The 16,447-nt window shown below is 70.3% G+C and carries 16 protein-coding genes; all 16 read right to left on the bottom strand.

All coding sequences use genetic code 11. The annotated features are described in order from the left end of the window. Positions 1-5: 5 nt before the first annotated feature. Positions 6-1,625, bottom strand: coding sequence for an ABC transporter substrate-binding protein (locus DYZ02_RS00560; RefSeq protein ID WP_115684520.1), 1,620 nt, complete (start codon positions 1,623-1,625; stop codon positions 6-8). A gap of 63 nt (positions 1,626-1,688) precedes the next feature. Then, positions 1,689-2,846, bottom strand: a complete 1,158-nt coding sequence (gene secF / locus DYZ02_RS00555; RefSeq protein ID WP_115684519.1) for a protein translocase subunit SecF — start codon at positions 2,844-2,846, stop codon at positions 1,689-1,691. Positions 2,847-2,848: 2 nt separating this feature from the next. After that, positions 2,849-4,648 (bottom strand): protein translocase subunit SecD, encoded by a 1,800-nt coding sequence (secD, locus tag DYZ02_RS00550; protein ID WP_115684518.1) that lies wholly within the window; start codon positions 4,646-4,648, stop codon positions 2,849-2,851. Positions 4,649-4,777: 129 nt separating this feature from the next. After that, a complete protein-coding gene (gene yajC / locus DYZ02_RS00545) occupies positions 4,778-5,044 on the bottom strand; it encodes a preprotein translocase subunit YajC (RefSeq protein WP_115684517.1) in 267 nt (88 codons plus the stop codon). A gap of 54 nt (positions 5,045-5,098) precedes the next feature. Then, positions 5,099-6,175, bottom strand: a complete 1,077-nt coding sequence (gene ruvB / locus DYZ02_RS00540) for a Holliday junction branch migration DNA helicase RuvB (protein WP_115684516.1) — start codon at positions 6,173-6,175, stop codon at positions 5,099-5,101. A gap of 16 nt (positions 6,176-6,191) precedes the next feature. Further along, positions 6,192-6,797: a Holliday junction branch migration protein RuvA gene (ruvA, locus tag DYZ02_RS00535; protein ID WP_115684515.1), complete on the bottom strand. Its 606-nt coding sequence runs from the start codon at positions 6,795-6,797 to the stop codon at positions 6,192-6,194. Between the two features lie 21 nt (positions 6,798-6,818). Continuing rightward, positions 6,819-7,361 carry a crossover junction endodeoxyribonuclease RuvC gene (ruvC, locus tag DYZ02_RS00530; RefSeq protein WP_115686300.1) on the bottom strand — a complete coding sequence of 181 codons (543 nt, stop codon included), beginning with the start codon at positions 7,359-7,361 and terminating at the stop codon, positions 6,819-6,821. 132 nt (positions 7,362-7,493) lie between these two features. Then, positions 7,494-8,246 (bottom strand): YebC/PmpR family DNA-binding transcriptional regulator, encoded by a 753-nt coding sequence (locus DYZ02_RS00525; protein WP_115684514.1) that lies wholly within the window; start codon positions 8,244-8,246, stop codon positions 7,494-7,496. Positions 8,247-8,344: 98 nt separating this feature from the next. Beyond that, the gene (locus tag DYZ02_RS00520) at positions 8,345-9,217 is read right to left on the bottom strand and encodes an acyl-CoA thioesterase (RefSeq protein ID WP_115684513.1); all 873 of its coding nucleotides are present in this window, start codon (positions 9,215-9,217) and stop codon (positions 8,345-8,347) included. Positions 9,218-9,262: 45 nt separating this feature from the next. Beyond that, entirely contained in the window at positions 9,263-9,736 is a 474-nt protein-coding gene (locus tag DYZ02_RS00515; protein ID WP_115684512.1) for a hypothetical protein, read from the bottom strand. Further along, positions 9,737-10,828 carry a glycosyltransferase family 4 protein gene (locus DYZ02_RS00510; RefSeq protein ID WP_115684511.1) on the bottom strand — a complete coding sequence of 364 codons (1,092 nt, stop codon included), beginning with the start codon at positions 10,826-10,828 and terminating at the stop codon, positions 9,737-9,739. Between the two features lie 6 nt (positions 10,829-10,834). After that, positions 10,835-11,749: a phosphatidylinositol mannoside acyltransferase gene (locus DYZ02_RS00505; RefSeq protein ID WP_115684510.1), complete on the bottom strand. Its 915-nt coding sequence runs from the start codon at positions 11,747-11,749 to the stop codon at positions 10,835-10,837. 22 nt (positions 11,750-11,771) lie between these two features. Continuing rightward, on the bottom strand, positions 11,772-12,410 hold the full coding sequence (gene pgsA, locus DYZ02_RS00500) for a phosphatidylinositol phosphate synthase (protein ID WP_115684509.1): 639 nt from the start codon (positions 12,408-12,410) through the stop codon (positions 11,772-11,774). Then, positions 12,403-13,005, bottom strand: coding sequence for an ATP adenylyltransferase (locus DYZ02_RS00495; RefSeq protein WP_245945511.1), 603 nt, complete (start codon positions 13,003-13,005; stop codon positions 12,403-12,405). The genes pgsA and DYZ02_RS00495 overlap by 8 nt, the downstream gene beginning before the upstream one ends. Then, positions 12,986-15,055, bottom strand: coding sequence for a threonine--tRNA ligase (gene thrS, locus DYZ02_RS00490; RefSeq protein ID WP_115684508.1), 2,070 nt, complete (start codon positions 15,053-15,055; stop codon positions 12,986-12,988). Before thrS ends, DYZ02_RS00495 begins: the two co-directional genes overlap by 20 nt. Before the next feature lie 124 nt (positions 15,056-15,179). Next, the gene (locus tag DYZ02_RS00485) at positions 15,180-16,424 is read right to left on the bottom strand and encodes a Dyp-type peroxidase (protein WP_115684507.1); all 1,245 of its coding nucleotides are present in this window, start codon (positions 16,422-16,424) and stop codon (positions 15,180-15,182) included. Between the last annotated feature and the right edge of the window lie 23 nt (positions 16,425-16,447).

Here is a 16,447-nt window from a genome sequence, read left to right as displayed (position 1 = left end):
TGTCCTCACTTGCTTCCGTTTGCGTTGCTGGGCTGCGGCGTGGCGGACTGCCAACGGTCCATGTTCCACCCGATTCCGGCGGTGCCCGTGTACACGACTACGTTACCGACGTTCCTGTCCACGGCGAAGCTGCGCGGCTGAACCGACAGAGGGATGCTCGCCAGCTCCTCCCACAGCTTCTTCTCCTCCTCGCGCAGCGCCGCGAGGTCCTGTGAGCGATTCCCCGGACCGGTGTATTCGGTGGTGGCGTCGACGGGGCGCAGGATCGCGTCGATGCTGCCGTCCACGGTGACCTGCTCGCCCCACTCCCCGGTTTCCAGGTGGGTGAGGTCGCGCAGCGTCTTGCTGCCCCCGGCGTCAACGACGGACACCCCGGCGGGGGCGCAGGAGGCGCGGATCGCCTCGACCATCGCCGCCATGCGCGGCGAGGTACCGACGTAGCCGATGCGCACCTCCACTCCGGCGAGGGCGGAGGCCGCGGCGTTGTCCACCGGCAGGTGCGGGTCAACGATGTCGCCGAAGCGGCGGGCCAGCGGGTCGTTTGCCGCCACGACGTGCACGGCGTTGACCGGGACCTCCATCCCACTGGCCGCCCCCGACGCCGCGGCGACGGCGGCGGGGTCCACGCAGGCGGACAGCGCCTTCCTGTTCGCCGCCGAGGCCCAGATCCCGGCCGGGGCGAAGGTCAGCGAGTCCGTCAGCTCGCCCAGCACGGAGGAGACGTCGAAGGCGTTGCCCTCGGCGTTGAGGTCCAGCCAGGCCGGGGCCGGCTCAGCGAGCTCGGCCACGCGCAGCGCCCCCGAGGACTCCAGCTCCGCCGGGTTCGCGCTGGCGGGCCACACGGCCAGCTTCGGGGTCCGCGGGGCGTCGCCGTAGTACGAGCCGTTGGCAACGAGCGTCACCTCGCCGGACTCGCCCACCGAATCGACGCGGTAGGGCCCGAAGGACACCTGCGTCGCCGGGTCGAAGGAGTCAAGGTTGAAACCATCGCGCCACGCTTCCGCCAGGGGGCGCAGCTGCTCGGCGTCACCGGCGTTGAGTAGGTCAACAACCTGACCGGGGTCGATCCCCGCGCGTCGCGCCACGGCGTGGGAGGGAAGCACGGTGCCCGCCCCGAACAGCCCGCGCCACCGCGCGCCCGCGCCCTCCTTGAACACCAGGGTGAACTCCTTGCTGCCCGGCTGGCAGCTCAGGGATTCCACTTCGGAGAACAGCGGCATATGCGAGCCGAAGACCTCAGGCAGCTGGCCGGCCTTGTACGTCAGCAGGTAGTCGGCGCACGTCACGGGGGTGCCGTCGGAAAAGGACGCGGCGTCGGAGAGCGTGTAGACCACCCTTCGCTGGGCGCCGGGGAGCACCTGCGTGGTGGCCAGGTCGGTGTTGGGGATCATCTGTCCGCTGGGCCCGGGGACGAACACGCCCGGGTAGAGCCTGCCGGAGAGCGCCTGCGCCATCTGCGAGGCGCCGACCATGCTTCCGGCGTTGGTCGTGGTGACGTCGTTGGGCAGCTGGTAGCCGAAGTGGTCGGTGCTCTGCTCCGCCGGGCCCACGCCGCCCTCGGCGCAGGAGGCCAGCAGAGCGCCCGCCGCCGCAACGGCCAGCGCCGTGCGTACGCGTGACTTCATCGTTTCCTTCCTCTCGCCGTGGGCCGGCGCGCCCTCATTTGTCGACCGCTTGTCGACGCCAAACTACCGCGCGTTCGGACGCCACGACGCCGTCGCGGGCGTCGACGCGCCCTGGGCGGACTCGGCAGCCGGGACGCTGACGGTGCGGCGCGCCCCCGCCCCGTCCTTGTTTGCTGTGCCGTCCTCGTCGGCCTCGCCGGAGCGGTAGCGCTCGACCTCGAGGTTGTGCTCCCGGTAGGCGCGACGACGGTTGACCAGGCCCACCAGCAGCGGCGTGGCCAGGAAGAGCGAGGAGATCACGCCCTCGATCACGCCGATGAGCTGGACCAGGGCGAGGTCGCGCAGCGTGCCGACGCCCATGAGCCACACCGCCACAACCATGAGCGCGACGATCGGCAGCGCCGAGATCACGGACGTGGAGATGGAGCGCATCACCGTCTGGTTGACCGCCAGGTTGGCCTGCTCGGCGTAGGTGGAGCGGCGCGAGTCCAGGACCCCGGCGGTATTCTCCTTGACCTTGTCGAAGACGATGACGGTGTCGTAGAGCGAGAACGTCAGCACCGTGAGCAGGCCGATGATCATCGCCGGGGTGACCTCGAGCCCGAAGAGGGCGTAGATGCCGAGGATCACGACGCCGTCGACGAGCAGCGCTCCCATCGCGGCGAGCGCCATGTCGCGCTGCAGGCGCAGGGCGACGTAGCCCGCGGCGGCGGCAAGGAAGACGACCATCGCGAGGACCATTCGCTTGGTGATCGTCGAGCCCCAGGACTCGGAGACCGTGGAATCGCCGATCACGTCGGCGCTCGCCTTGCCCTCGGAGTCGGTGGGCTCGTACTTCTCGTAGATCGCCTGGCGGGCAGCGTCGATCTGCTCCTGGCTCAGGTGCTCGGAGTTGATCTCCAGAATGCGGGAATCACCCGCGCCGACGATCTGCGTCAGCTCGGGGGTCACCCCAGTCGCCTCGACGAAGGTGTCCTCGACCTGCTCGGCGACCAGGTCGCCGGCGGGCATGCTCAGCTTGGTGCCGCCCTCGAAGTCGATGCCCAGGTTGAAGCCCCGCAGCAGCATGGCCGCCAGCGAGATGGCCAGGAGGGCGAGGGTGATGCCGTACCAGAGCTTGGAGCGGCCGACGAAGTCGATCGCGCCGTCACCGGTGTAGAGGCGGTCGTAGCGGGAGCGCCGCACTGGCTGGGCGGCGGTGGAGGTGGAGGTGCTGGACATGGTTAGTTCTCCTCACGATCGGTGCGCTCGGCGGGGGCCTGGGCGGCACGTTCGTCGTCGACAAGCTTGTAAATCTTGCCCATGCCGTTGACGGAGGGGCGGGACCAGAAGGGGCTGCGGGAGGCGAGGATCATCAGCGGCGCGGTGACCAGGAAGGTGACCACGAGGTCGAACACCGTGGTCAGGCCCATCGTGAAGGCGAAGCCCTTGACCTCGCCGACAGCGAGGAAGTAGACGATCACCGCGCCGATCAAGGTGACCATGTTGCCGGTGACGATGGTTTCCTTCGCCCGCTGCCAGCCGTGCGCGGTGGCCGAGCGGAACGTCGTGCCGCGGCGCAGCTCGTCCTTGATGCGTTCGTAGATGACCACGAAGGAGTCGGCGGTGGTACCGATACCGATGATCAGACCCGCGATGCCCGACAGGTCGAGGGAGTACCCGATCCAGCGGCCCAGCAGGACGAGCGAGCCGTAGACCAGCGCGCCGGAGACCGCGAGGGTGAACAGGGAGATCAGGCCGAACAGGCGGTAGTAGGCGAAGACGAAGATGGCCACGAGCGCCAGGCCCGCCAGACCCGCCCACAGGCCGGCCTTGAGGGAGGCAAGGCCGAGTGAGGGTGGCACTGTCATGGCCGTGCCGCCGGGCTCGCCGTTCTCGCCGGCGAAGGACAGCGGCAGCGCGCCGTAGCGCAGGTTGTTGGCCAGGGACTCGGCCTCCTCCTGGGTGAAGTTGCCGGTGATCGACGTCGCCGAGCCGGGCGGGGTGGCCCCCTGGATCACGGGCGCCGAGATGACCTGGGAGTCCAGGGTGATGGCGATCTGCTGGCCGATCATCTCGCTGGTCAGCTGGGCCCACGTCTGGGAGCCGTTGGACTCGCCGGACTGGCTGAAGGCGAAGCTGATTTCCATCTGGCTGTTCTGCGGGTTGAACCCGCCGGTGATCGGGCGGGTGGTGTCGATCTGGTCACCGGTCAGGCGCTGCCCGTCGGGCGCGGACTGGCCGTTGAGCAGCGGGACCTCGCCGAGCAGGAGGGGCTGGCCCGAGGTGGCGTCGCAGGCCACGAGCGGCCGGTCGGCCGCGTCCGTGCCGGCGAGCTGGTCGGCGGGCTGGTCCGCGCACACGGCGGACATGAGGGCCAGGGCGGCGAACTGCGCGGAGGGGTCCTCCGACTGCCTGGTCTCGCGCAGCATGTCGGTCGTCTCGCGGCGGCGCTGTGCCGCCTCGACCGGCCCGTCGGGGTCGGGCAGCGGGTCGGCGTCCACGGTCGCGGCCTCGCCGCCGCCCAGCTGGCCCGCTGCCTGCGTGAGCACGGCCTGCGCGGAGTCCTTGGCAAGGATGCCGTACTCGACCCACTTCGCCGCCGTCTCGCTCAGCGCGGCAGACAGGGTGGCGGGGTCCGGGGCGGGCGCCTGGAGCACCGGGCGGAACGCGAGCTGGGAGGTCTGGCCCAGGTTGCGCACCTCGGAAGTGTCGTCGCCCGCGGCGGTGATGACGAGGGTGTTGCCGTCGACCACCACGGAGGCACCGCTCACGCCCATGCCGTTGACGCGGTTCTCGATGATGTTGCGGGCGTCCTCGAGCTGCTCGCGCGTCGGCTCCTGCCCCTGCGGCACGAGGGTGACGCGGGTGCCGCCCTGCAGGTCGATGCCCAGCTTCGGGGTGGCCGACCTGTCGCCGGTGAAGAACACGAGCGAATACACGATGGCGACGATCACGGCGAACAGGGCAAGGGCCTTGCCCGGCCAGCTACGAGTCCTGCCCGAGTCGGCGGGCCGCCTCTTGGTAGTGGACCTTGTCGACACTGAGGTTTCTCCTCTATTCTGGTACTTCTCTTTCGCACCCGCCCCGCCCGGGCTCGGCGCACGGACGCCGGCGCGGGGGTTACAGCGCACAAGGGGTCATGCTACGGCATCGGGCGGGGCAGACGGCCGTTAGTCCGCGACGACGCCCCGGCGGGAAATGCCAGCCCTCTCGACGGTGAGGGTGACGCCCGGGGCGACTTCGAGCTGCACGGTCGGGCCCTCCCCAACCTCGGCGACGGTGCCGTGGACGCCGGCGACCGTGATGACGCGGTCGCCAGGGGCGATCCCGGCCTGGAATTCGGCGAGCTCGGCCTGCCGCGCCTTCTGCTTCCGCATGAGCAGAAGCGAGGGCAGCATGAAGACGGCCAGCATGAGGAGGATGAGCAGAGTGTTCATGGGCACATCCTAGGACACGGGCCGGACACGGCCGAGACCCGCCTCAGTCACACCTCAGAGCAGGTTGAGCTGGCCCGGCGCCTCGGGCGGAGGGGTGAGCCCGAGGTGGTGCCAGGCGGCGGCGGTGGCGACACGGCCCCGCCCGGTGCGTGCCATGAGTCCGGCGCGCACAAGATAGGGCTCGCAGACCTCCTCCACGGTGGAGGGTTCCTCGCCCACCGCGATGGCGAGGGTGTTCACGCCCACCGGCCCGCCACCGTGGCCGCGGATGAGCGAGCCGAGCACGGCGCGGTCGAGCCTGTCGAGGCCCAGCTCGTCGACGTCGAAGACCTCCAGCGCGGCGCGGGCGGCGGGCACGTCGACGCGGCCGTCGCCGTTGACGTCGGCCCAGTCGCGCACGCGGCGCAGCAGCCGGTTCGCGATGCGCGGCGTGCCCCGCGAGCGCGAGGCGATCTCCACGGCCGCGTCGGCCTCGATGGCCACCCCGAGGATCCCCGCGGCGCGCGTGATCACCCGGGTGAGGTCCTCGACGTCGTAGAACTCCATCTGGGCTGTGAACCCGAAGCGGTCGCGCAGCGGGCCGGTCAGCATCCCCGCCCTCGTCGTGGCACCAACCAGCGTGAACGGCGGGATCTCCAGCGGGATCGAGGTCGCGCCCGGACCCTTGCCCACGATCACGTCGATGCGGAAGTCCTCCATCGCCATGTAGAGCATTTCCTCGGCGGGCCGCGCGATGCGGTGGATCTCGTCGATGAAGAGCACGTCGCCCTCCATGAGGTTCGACAGCATCGCGGCGAGGTCGCCCGCGCGCTCGAGCGCCGGCCCCGAGGTCATCCGCAGGGAGGTCCCGAGCTCCTGGGCGATGATCATCGCCATTGTCGTCTTGCCCAGGCCGGGCGGGCCGGAGAGCAGGATGTGGTCGGGGGTCACGGAGCGCCCGCGCGCCCCCGCCAGCACGAGGTTGAGCTGCTCGCGGACCTTCGGCTGACCGATGAACTCGGTGATCGACTTCGGGCGCAGGGACTTCTCGACGTCCCTTTCCTCGGCGTTCTCGGTGGCGTCGATGAGCGAATGCTGCGGGCGCGCGATGTCCGCAGGCAGCGTGAACTCGGTCTTTTCGACGTCTGACATGCCTAAACCCTACCGCCTACTTCTTGCCCAGCTGGCTCAGCGCCGCCCGCAGCAGGCTTGACGACGTCTCCTCCGGCGCCCCGGCCACCAGCTGCTCGACAACCGGCCGGGCGGCGCGTTCGGTGAACCCGAGGCCGACGAGGGCCTCGATGACCTGCTCCGTGACCAGCCCCGCGCCCCCGGCAGCCGGGCTGATGGCCCCCGCTCCCCCGGCGGGCGCGACGGCCTCGATCTTGTCCTTGAGCTCGAGGACGATCCGCTCGGCCATCTTCTTGCCCACCCCGGGGATGGACTGGATGGCCTTCGCGTCCTCGGCGGCGATGTGCGCGGCGAGGTCGGCGGGCTCGAACACCGACAGGCAGGCCAGTGCGAGCTTTGGGCCGAGGCCGGTGACCGTCTGCAGCTTGTGGAACATCGTGCGCGCGTCGGCGTCCGAGAACCCGTAGAGCGTCACGCCGTCGTCCTTGACCACCATCGCGGTGAGCACTCGCCGTTTCTCCCCGCGCGTCAGCCTCCCCAGGGTTGGCGGGGCGGCGAGGAAGCGGTAGCCCACCCCGGCGCACTCGATGACGGCGTGGTCGAGGCCGATGGAGAGGACCTCCCCGTTCAGCGAATCAATCATGGCGTGGGTCGTCTTCTTTCTTTAACGGTCGGGGGTGGCGCCGGCGCCTGCGGATAGCTCGGCGCTGCGGCGCAGCAGCGGGGCGCGCCAGCAGTGGCACACCGCGATGGCGAGCGCGTCGGCGGCGTCCGCCGGCTTCGGAGGCTCGCCCAGGCCGAGGATGCGGGTGATCATGTTGGTCATTTGCTTCTTGTCGGCGCGCCCGTTGCCGGAGATCGCCTTCTTCACCTCTGAGGGGGTGTACATGTGCACGGGGATGCCGCGCTCGGCGGCGGCCAGGACCAGCACACCCACTGCGTGCGCGGTGTGCATGACGGTGGAGACGTTGCCCCGCTCGAAGATGCGTTCCATGGCGATGACGTCCGGGCGGTAGTCGTCCATCCACTCCCGCACCGCCGTGGACAGGCGCAGGAGGCGCTCGGAGAGTTCGGCCCCGGAGGGTGTGCGCACGACGCCGACCGCCACGGGGATCACCTGGCGTCCCCTGCCGGTCTGGACGACTGACAGGCCGCAGCGGGTCAGGCCGGGATCGATGCCCATGACGCGCAAACCCTTCAGCTGCACCTGGTCCACCACCCTTCTCCGCCCGTGCCTGTACTGACACATATGTTCTACCACATTTAGGCTGGGCGGGGCGCGGGTGTGGCGTCGAAAAGCGAGAAAGCCCCGCTGAGCGGGGCTGGAAGGAGGAAGGGGCTAGTCCTCGAGCTGGGCTGCGACCTCGTCGGAGATCGACATGTTGGTGTAGACGTTCTGCACGTCGTCGGAGTCCTCGAGGGCGTCAATGAGGCGCTCCATCTTCTTCGCCCCGTCGACATCCAGGTCCACCTGCACGGAGGCGCGGAAGTCCTGCTCGGCGTCCTCGACTTCGATGCCCTCGGCGGCCAGGGCGTCGCGGACCGGGTGAAGGTCAGTGGGCGCGCAGACCACCTCGAAGAGCTCGCCGAGGTCGTTGACCTCCTCGGCGCCGGCCTCGAGCACGGCCATGAGGACGTCGTCCTCGGTCAGCTCCCCCTTCTTCACGGTGACGACACCCGTGCGGGTGAACATGTAGCCCACCGAGCCGGACTCGCCGAGGTTGCCGCCGTTCTTCGACATGGCGGTGCGCACTTCGCTGGCTGCGCGGTTGCGGTTGTCGGTCAGGCACTCGATGAGAACTGCCACGCCATTCGGGCCGTATCCCTCGTACATGACGGACTCCCAGTTCGCGCCGCCGGCCTCCTCGCCGGAGCCGCGCTTGCGGGCGCGCTCGATGTTGTCGTTGGGCACGGAGGCGCGCTTCGCCTTCGCGATCATCGTTTCGAGAGTCGGGTTACCCGCGGGGTCACCGCCGCCCGAGCGCGCCGCCACCTCGATGTCCTTGATCATCTTGGCGAACATCTTGGCGCGCTTGGCGTCGTTGGCGGCCTTCTTGTGCTTCGTGGTCGCCCATTTTGAGTGGCCCGACATAAGCGGTTCCCCTTTCCTTCGCGGAGCCCTTCAAAGGTCATCCCTTCGAAAGGCGTGTATGACAGTCCTTCAGTATACGCAGACCGCCCCGGTGCCACCTATACCGACGCGTCGCCCTCCGCCGTCGGCACCGCCGTCGCCCCCTCGCGCAGGTCGCGCGTCAGCCCCTCCTGCATGCACACCGCGACAAGGTTGCCCGCCGAGTCGTAGATCTTGCCCTGTGTCAGGCCGCGGCCGTGGTGGGCCGACGGCGTGGACTGGTCGTAGAGCATCCAGTCATCGGCGCGGAAGGGCCGGAGAAACCAGATCGCGTGGTCGAGCGAGGCGAGCTGGACCTTGCGGCCCGGGTGCGGCACCAGCGCGGTGTAGAGCAGGGTCATGTCCGACATGTAGGCCAGGGTGCAGACGTGGAAGGTGTCCTCGTCCGGCAGCGGGACCTTCGACTTGAACCACACCGCCTGCTGCCCGGACAGCGCGTCGTCGTGTTCGAACTGCTCGGGCGGGACGATGCGGATGTCCCAGTCCGACCACTCGCTGGCCAGGCCCTGGAAGCGGCGGGACTGGCGCCCGTAGTTCGGGTCGATCTCCTCGGGCGGCGCGACGCGGCGCACCGGGTCCTGGTGCTCGGGGCCGGAGTCCGTCGTGACGTGGAAGCTGGCCTGCATGGAGAAGATGACCTCCCCGTCCTGCACGGCCTCGACGGTGCGGGTGGCGAAGCTGCGGCCGTCGCGCGGGCGCGAGACCTTGTACACGGTCTCCTCGCTGGCCACCCCGCCGCGCAGGAAGTACCCGTGCAGGGAGTGCACCTTCATCTCCGCGCCCACGGTCCGCGTCGCCGCCACGAGGGCCTGCCCGGCCACGTGTCCACCGAAAGTGCGCACGAAGACCTCCGAATCCATCGCGCGACCGCGGTAGATGTTCTTGTCGATGCGCTCGAGGTCGAGGACGGCTTGGATCGCGGGAGTGCTCATGGACGACAACTTTAGTGCCCCGCCCACGCGGCGCACGCCGAAGGTCTACGGCACCAGGGAGCGCAGCTCACAGTAGGTCGGCAACGGCGCGGTGCCGCCGAGGCCCAGGACCCGGACCCCGGGGCTGAGGCGCAGCGCGCGGGTGTCGGCGACGGCGTCGTTGTAGAAGCGCAGCGCCAGCATGACGCGGGTGTCCGCCTCCTCCGCTTCCCGGCGCTCGTTCTCGCCGGCGGCCTCGACCAGCGGCGCCGCCTCCGCCCGCAGGCTCTCCTCCGCGCCCAGCCGCGACGAGAAGTCCGCGGGGCGCAGGGCGACGGCCTCCACCGCCCGCGCCCGGCCGGCGAGCTCGGGGAAGGCCGCGGCGTAGACGGCGCAGCGGCGGTCCAGCGCGGCCTGCAGAGCGTCGCGCGAGCGGTCGACGCGGATGTGCAGGCGGTCGAGGCGCTGGGCGGTGACCACCGCCCACACCACCAGGGCCGTCACGACGACGGCGACGGCGATCCACACGGGCTCGAGCACTTATCCCACCGTCACTTTCTCGTTGTGGGAGACCGTCTCGTAGACCGCCAGGATGCGGTCCGTGACGGTGGCCCAGTCGTAGTCCGCGGCGCGGCGGGTGCCGGCGTCGATGAGCCGGTTGCGCGCCGCTGGGTCGTCGATAAGCGAGCGCAGCGTCGCGGCGAGCGCGGCGGCGTCCCCGGTGGGAAACAGCGCGCCCGCGGGCTCGTCGGAGTCGGCGTCGCACACCGCGGCGAAGGCCTCGAGGCCGCTGGCTACCACCGCGCAGCCGGCGGCCATCGCCTCGACGAGCACGATGCCGAAGGACTCTCCCCCGGTGTTCGGCGCGACGTAGATGTCCGCGCGGCCGAGGATCCGCGCCTTCTCCTCGTCGCTGACCCGCCCGACGAAGTCGACGCCCCCGACATCGCGCGGGCTGCCGCCGCCCATCACCGTCACCCGCACGGGGCGGTCGAGGTGGCGCAGGGCCTCCAGCAGGATGTCGAGGCCCTTGCGCGGCTCGTCGAGGCGGCCGAGGAAGACGATTTCCACGCTTGTCGACGCATTCCGCGCCCCGCGCCGGCGGGAGAACTGCGCGGTGTCCACCCCGTTGGGGATAAGCACTGGGTCGGTGCCCACCTGCTCGACCTGCCAGCGCCGCGCCATCTCGCTCACGGCGATGCCGCCGCGGATCTTCTCCAGCCCGATGCGCAGGGTGGGCAGCGCTGCGCGCAGCGCCAGGGAGGATTCCGCGGAGGCGTGGTAGGTGGCCACGATGGGCCCGCGCGCCATCACGAGCGCGGCCATGGAGTAGCTCGGCGCGTTGGGCTCGTGGATGTGCAGCACGTCGAAGTCGCCGTCCTCGATGAAGCTGCGGGTGAGGTGGCGCACGCGCGGGCCGATGGAGAGGCGCGCCACCGAGCCGTTGTAGCGCACCGGGAAGGCCCCGCCGCCGCGGGTGACCCACTCGGGCAGCTCCGTCGCCGGGGAGGCGGGTCCGAGCACGCGCACCTCGTGCCCGCGGCCGCGCAGCGAGCGGGCCAGGTCAAGGATGTGGGCCTGAACACCGCCCGGCTCGTCGAAGGAATAGGGGCAGACGATTCCGACTCGCACGCGGGCTCACCCCCGGTCCCTGTCAGGGCGGCGAAACGGCAGGTACGCGCGGTCGCCGGGCCACATTGGCTGGAGCATGTGCCAGTCGGTAGGGTGCGCCGCGATGTTGGCGGCGAAACGGTCGGCCACGCGCTGGGTGGTCTCCTCCACCGTGGTCACCTCCACGGCGGGACCGGCCTTGAGCCCCCAGGTCGGGTGTACGTCGGTGCCCCCGAACCAGGAGTGCGCCGGCAGCAGCTGAGCGCCGGTCTCGCTGGCCAGCTTCGCCGGGCCGGCGGGCATGGTGGTGCGCTCGCCGAAGAAGGTCACCGGCACGCCGCGCGCGGTGAGGTCGCGCTCCCCCAGCAGGCAGACGATTCCGTTGCCGCGCAGCACTTCCGCCAGGCGCGGGTAGGGGTGCTCCGCCCCGGTCAGAGGGAGGACCTCGAAGCCGAGGGATTCGCGGAAATCGACGAAGGCGTCGAAGAGCACCTCGGGCTCGAGGCGCTCCGCCACGGTGGTGAAGCGCCCGTAGGTTGCCACCAGCCACATCCCCGCCATGTCCCAGTTGCCAGAGTGCGGCAGCGTGAGGATGAGGCCTCGCCCGGCGTCGAGGGCGGCGTCGATGTGCTCGCGGCCCTCGAGGGAGCGGGTGAGCGTGTCGACGAGCCCCGGGTCCCCGGCCATCCGGGGCAGACGGAACGCCTCGCGCCAGTAGCGGGCGTAGGAGCGCGTCGCGTCCCGGACCAGCTCCCGCGTGACGTTTTCGGGCCCGACGACCCGGGCCAGGTTGCGCCGCAGCATGTCCATGCCGCGGCCGTTTTCGCTGGCCAGGTCGGCGCCGGCGTTGAACAGACGCGCCGCGGCCCGGCCCGGCAGCATGCCGACGGCCTTCCAGCCCGCCAGGTACCCGGCCGTGCTCACCCGCTGTTTCAGGTCCACCGCGCTCCCCTTCCCGCTGCCCCTACTTCGCGCCCGCCGGGGCGGCGACGGCCGCGCCGGCCTTCTCGTCGCGAGCGGCCGTGACCAGGCGCTGCACCACGGTCACCGCAGAACCGACCGCGAGGATCCACAGCGCGACGTCGAGGGCGTGGCGCACCCCGGCGCCCTCGAGGGCGAGGCTGACCACGGCGAGGATGAGGCGCTCGGGGCGCTCGATGAGCCCGCCCACGATGGTCAGTCCCCCGGCCTCGCCGCGCGCCTTGACGTAGCTGATCACCTGCGACAGCGCGAGGACCGCCAGACCGGCCGCGACGGTGGCGGGCGGGGCGTGGTCGACGTAGACGAGCCACATGACGATCGCGCCGAAGAGCGCGCCGTCCGTGATCCGGTCGCACGTCGCGTCGAGAGTCGCGCCGAAGGCGGTGCCTCCCCCGCGAAGCCGCGCCATCGTCCCGTCAACCATGTCGAAGGCGGCGAAGAGCAGCGACAGGAGCGCGGCCGCCACGAGGTGGCCGGCAGGGATGAGGGTGACGGTGACCGCCACCGTGGCCAGGGTGCCCAGCACCGTGACGACGTTGGGGGTCAGGCCGACGCGGAGGAATCCCTTCGCCACCGGCTCGACCACCACGGCGGCCGGCTTGCGCCCGTACACGCTAAGCATCCGCGCCCTCCTCCCGGCACACGTCCGCCCAGCCCTCGGCGAGCAGCTCGCGGGTCTCGCTCAGCAGCTGGGGCAGCACCTTGGTGCCCCCGATGACGGTCATGAAGTTCGCGTCGCCCGCCCAGCGCGGCACGACGTGCAGGTGCAGGTGGTCTCCCACCGAGCCGCCGGAGGCCTTGCCGAGGTTCAGCCCGACGTTGATCGCCTCGGGCCGCGAGACCTTCTTCAGGGTCTTCACAGCCCGCTTGGCAAAGAGCATCAGTTCGGCCGTCTCGGCGCCGGTCAGCGCCTCCAGCTCCGCGACCTTGCGGTAGGGCACCACCATGAGGTGGCCCGAGTTGTACGGGTAGAGGTTGAGCAGCGCGTAGACAGTCTCGCCGCGCGCGATGATCAGCCCCTCCTCGTCGCTGAGCCGCGGGGCCTCGACGAAGGGGTCGGAGGCTTTCTCGCTTGTCGACGCCCCCTCCCCGCGCCCCGGCGAGGAGGTGATGTAACTCAGGCGGTAGGGCGCCCAGAGACGCTCGAGGCGGTCGGGTTCGCCCACCCCGGTGTCCACGTAGGCGCCTGCGGCGCGGTTATCCTCGGTGGGCCGCAATGGTGTCCTCGCTCGGCTGGTCGTTGATCTTGTCGCGCACCCAGGCGTCGATTAGCTCGATGGCCTCGTCGACGGGGACCCCGTTGATCTGGGAGCCGTCGAGGAAGCGGAAGCTCACGGCCCCGGCCTCTACGTCGCGCGCGCCGGCGAGCAGCATGAAGGGAACCTTGCCCGTGGTGTGGGTGCGGATCTTCTTCTGCATGCGGTCGTCGGAGTGGTCGACCTCGGCGCGCAGGCCGCGGGCGCGCAGCTCCTCCACCACCGCGTCGAGGTGCGGGGCGAAGTCATCGGCGACCGGAATGCCCACCACCTGGTGCGGGGCGAGCCACGCCGGGAAGGCGCCCGCGTAGTGCTCCAGCAGCACGCCGAAGAAGCGCTCGATGGAGCCGAAGAGGGCGCGGTGGATCATGACCGGGCGCTTCTTCGTGCCGTCGGAGGCCGTGTACTCGAGGTCGAAGCGCTCGGGCAGGTTGAAGTCCAGCTGCACGGTGGACATCTGCCAGGTGCGGCCGATCGCGTCGCGTGCCTGCACCGAGATCTTCGGGCCGTAGAACGCGGCGCCGGCCGGGTCGGGCACGAGCTCGAGGCCGGACTTCTCCACCACCGACTGCAGGATGTTCGTGGAGCGCTCCCAGATCTCGTCGTCGCCGATGTACTTCTCCGGGTCCTTGGTGGATAGCTCCAGGTAGAAGTCGTCGAGGCCGTAGTCCTGCAGCAGGGAGATGACGAACTGCAGGACGCTGGTCAGCTCCTCCTCGAGCTGGTCCTCGGTGCAGTAAATGTGCGCGTCGTCCTGCGTGAAGCCGCGCGCGCGAGTGAGGCCGTGGACCACGCCGGACTTCTCGTAGCGGTAGACGGTGCCGAACTCGAACAGGCGCAGCGGCAGCTCTCGGTAGGAGCGCCCGCGGGAGTCGAAGATGAGGTTGTGCATCGGGCAGTTCATCGGCTTGACGTAGTAGTCAACGGCCTGCTTGGTCACGTTGCCCTCGTCGTCGGTCTCCCCGTCGAGCTTCATCGGCGGGAACATGCCGTCGGCGTACCAGTCCAGGTGCCCGGACTTCTCGAACAGCTCGCCCTTGGTCACGTGCGGGGTGTTAACGAAGGAGTAGCCCGCCTGAATGTGTCGCTGGCGGGAGTGCTCCTCCATGGCCAGCCGCACGGTCGCCCCGTCCGGGTGGAAGACCGGGAGGCCGGAGCCGACCTCGTCGGGGAAGGAGAACAGGTCCAGCTCGTTGCCGAGGCGGCGGTGGTCGCGCTTCTCGGCCTCCGCGATCATCGTCATGTACTCGTCGAGCTTCTCGGCCGACTCCCACGCGGTGCCGTAGATGCGCTGCAAGCCGGCGTTGTTCTGGTCGCCGCGCCAGTAGGCGGCCGAGGAGCGCGTCAGGGCAAACGCCGGGATGTACTTGGTGGTGGGCACGTGCGGGCCGCGGCACAGGTCGCTCCACTCCACCTCGCCGGAGCGCGGGTTGACGTTGTCGTAGTGCGTCAGCTCGCCGGCGCCGACCTCGGTGGCCTCGTCGGAGTTGGGGTCGACGTTGCCCTTGTCGTCGATAAGCTCGAGCTTGAAGGGCTCGTCGGCGAGGTCGGCCGCGGCCTCCTCCTGGGAGGAGTAGACGCCGCGGACGAACTTCTGGCCCTGCTTGACGATCTTCTTCATCCGCTTCTCGAGGGCCTTGAGGTCCTCGGGGGTGAAGGGCTCCGCAACGTCGAAGTCGTAGTAGAAGCCGTCGTTGATGGCGGGGCCGATGCCCAGCTTCGTGCCGGGGAACTCGGCCTGCACCGCCTGCGCGAGAACGTGCGCGCAGGAGTGGCGGATGACGGAGCGGCCCAGTTCGGACGAGGCGGCGACCGGCAGGAACGTGGCGGTCTCGGCGGGCACGTAGGACAGGTCCTTCAGGGCGCCCTCGACGTCCTGGACGACCACGACCGCGTCCGGGCCCTTGTTCGGCAGGTCGAGCTCGCGCATCGCGGCGCCCACGGCGGTGCCGGCGGGGACCTCGAAGGGCTCGTACTGGACTGCGGATACTGCGGTTGCCTCGCTGGCCATAATGGTGCGCTCCTTTGCGCTCGCGGCGTGCGACATACCTGGCCGCACGCCTTATCTCTAATCCGGTGGTGGCAGCCGCCCTGCGGAATCGCGGGCAGACACGAGCGCGATTCTACCCAACCGCCTAGGCCAGGACAGCCTCGCCCCAGAAGGAATCGCCGTCCTCCCCCGCGTCCGCGCCGCGCGTCCCCGGCGGGATCCAGTACACGGCCGAGCCGATGTGCGTGATCCACGTGTTCAGCCGGTCCGACTCGTTGAGTCGCTCGAGCACCGGGGTGAACTGGACGTCCGGGTCCTTCTGGTAGGCGCAGAAGATGAGCCCGGCGTTGGAGAGCTGGCCGGAGCCGGGCTCGGGCGGCAGGTTGTAGTTGTAGGGGCGGCGCCGGAAGCGCTGCTCCGGGTGGTCGGCGGGCGGCATGGCGCGCGCCATGTGGGAGTTCTTGTCGATCACGGGCAGGCCGTACTCGTCGCGGGCGTCCATGTCCGGCGCGTCGAACTCTCCCCCGCCGGTGAGCGGGGAGCCGTCGGCAAGCGTGCGGCCGACGGACTGCTCCCGCGAGACCCTGTCGAGGATCTCCCACTCGTCGAGGTTCATCGCGATGCGCCGCACCACGAGCGAGGTGCTGCCGGCGAACCCGTCCGGGCCGTCGATCCACACCTGCTCGTCATAGTCGGCGTCGCTGTGCGGGTTGACCGTGCCGTCGACCTGGCCGAAGAGGTTGCGCGGGGTCTGTCCCTTGGGGATGGCCCCGAAGGCGTTCATGAACCCCTGCTGCACCCACGCGGTGTCGGCGTAGTCCATGCCCGCGCGCGTCATGTGCCGCATGGCCCACGCCGCCATGACGGGGTCGTCGGCGCAGATCTGCAGGGCCAGGTCGGTCTGGCCCCACTCGGGGCGCAGCGCGTCCCGGGAGAGGGCGGGGATGTCGTGGAGCCAGCCCGGCTTCTTCTCGGGCGCGGTGATGTCGAAGATGCGCGCGCCGAAGCCCACCGTGATGGTGAGGTTGGCGGGCCACTCGTTCATCTCCGGCTCGAGGCTGCCCAGCGGGTTGCGTCCCGAGCACAGGGCGCGGGCGTCCTCCGTCCACAGCCTCATCAGGCGGGCGACGCCCTTGGCGTCCACCCCGGGCTTGAGGTTGAAGCCGATGAGGTTCATCGCCGCCTGGGAAGGTGTGGAGACGCCGGCCTGGTGCGCGCCGTCGAAGTCCACCACCGCCTCGGTCAAGGGCTCGCGGTTGTCCTCCGAGTTGCTCGGCGGCTCGCCGGTTTCACCGGCGGCTTTCTCGGCGCCTGGGGCGCACGCGGCGAGGGCCCCGGCCGAGGCCGCGGTTGCCGAGCCCGCCAGGAAACGGCGGCGCGACACTGACATCGGTGTCTCCCCTTTCTCCGGTC

Origin of the sequence: Corynebacterium senegalense (genome assembly GCF_900411315.1) — a bacterium.
GTDB lineage: Bacteria > Actinomycetota > Actinomycetes > Mycobacteriales > Mycobacteriaceae > Corynebacterium > Corynebacterium senegalense.
Note: the sequence above shows the minus strand (reverse complement) of the source record. Positions and strands in the feature narration are given on the sequence as shown.

What these genes read in the sequence shown, in the direction of transcription:
- DYZ02_RS00560 (WP_115684520.1), bottom strand. Translation starts at nt 1,625, where the DNA reads ATGAAGTCACGCGTACGCACGGCGCTGGCCGTTGCGGCGGCGGGCGCT.
- secF (WP_115684519.1), bottom strand. Translation starts at nt 2,846, where the DNA reads ATGTCCAGCACCTCCACCTCCACCGCCGCCCAGCCAGTGCGGCGCTCC.
- yajC (WP_115684517.1), bottom strand. Translation starts at nt 5,044, where the DNA reads ATGAACACTCTGCTCATCCTCCTCATGCTGGCCGTCTTCATGCTGCCC.
- ruvB (WP_115684516.1), bottom strand. Translation starts at nt 6,175, where the DNA reads ATGTCAGACGTCGAAAAGACCGAGTTCACGCTGCCTGCGGACATCGCG.
- ruvA (WP_115684515.1), bottom strand. Translation starts at nt 6,797, where the DNA reads ATGATTGATTCGCTGAACGGGGAGGTCCTCTCCATCGGCCTCGACCAC.
- DYZ02_RS00525 (WP_115684514.1), bottom strand. Translation starts at nt 8,246, where the DNA reads ATGTCGGGCCACTCAAAATGGGCGACCACGAAGCACAAGAAGGCCGCC.
- DYZ02_RS00520 (WP_115684513.1), bottom strand. Translation starts at nt 9,217, where the DNA reads ATGAGCACTCCCGCGATCCAAGCCGTCCTCGACCTCGAGCGCATCGAC.
- pgsA (WP_115684509.1), bottom strand. Translation starts at nt 12,410, where the DNA reads ATGCTTAGCGTGTACGGGCGCAAGCCGGCCGCCGTGGTGGTCGAGCCG.
- thrS (WP_115684508.1), bottom strand. Translation starts at nt 15,055, where the DNA reads ATGGCCAGCGAGGCAACCGCAGTATCCGCAGTCCAGTACGAGCCCTTC.
- DYZ02_RS00485 (WP_115684507.1), bottom strand. Translation starts at nt 16,424, where the DNA reads ATGTCAGTGTCGCGCCGCCGTTTCCTGGCGGGCTCGGCAACCGCGGCC.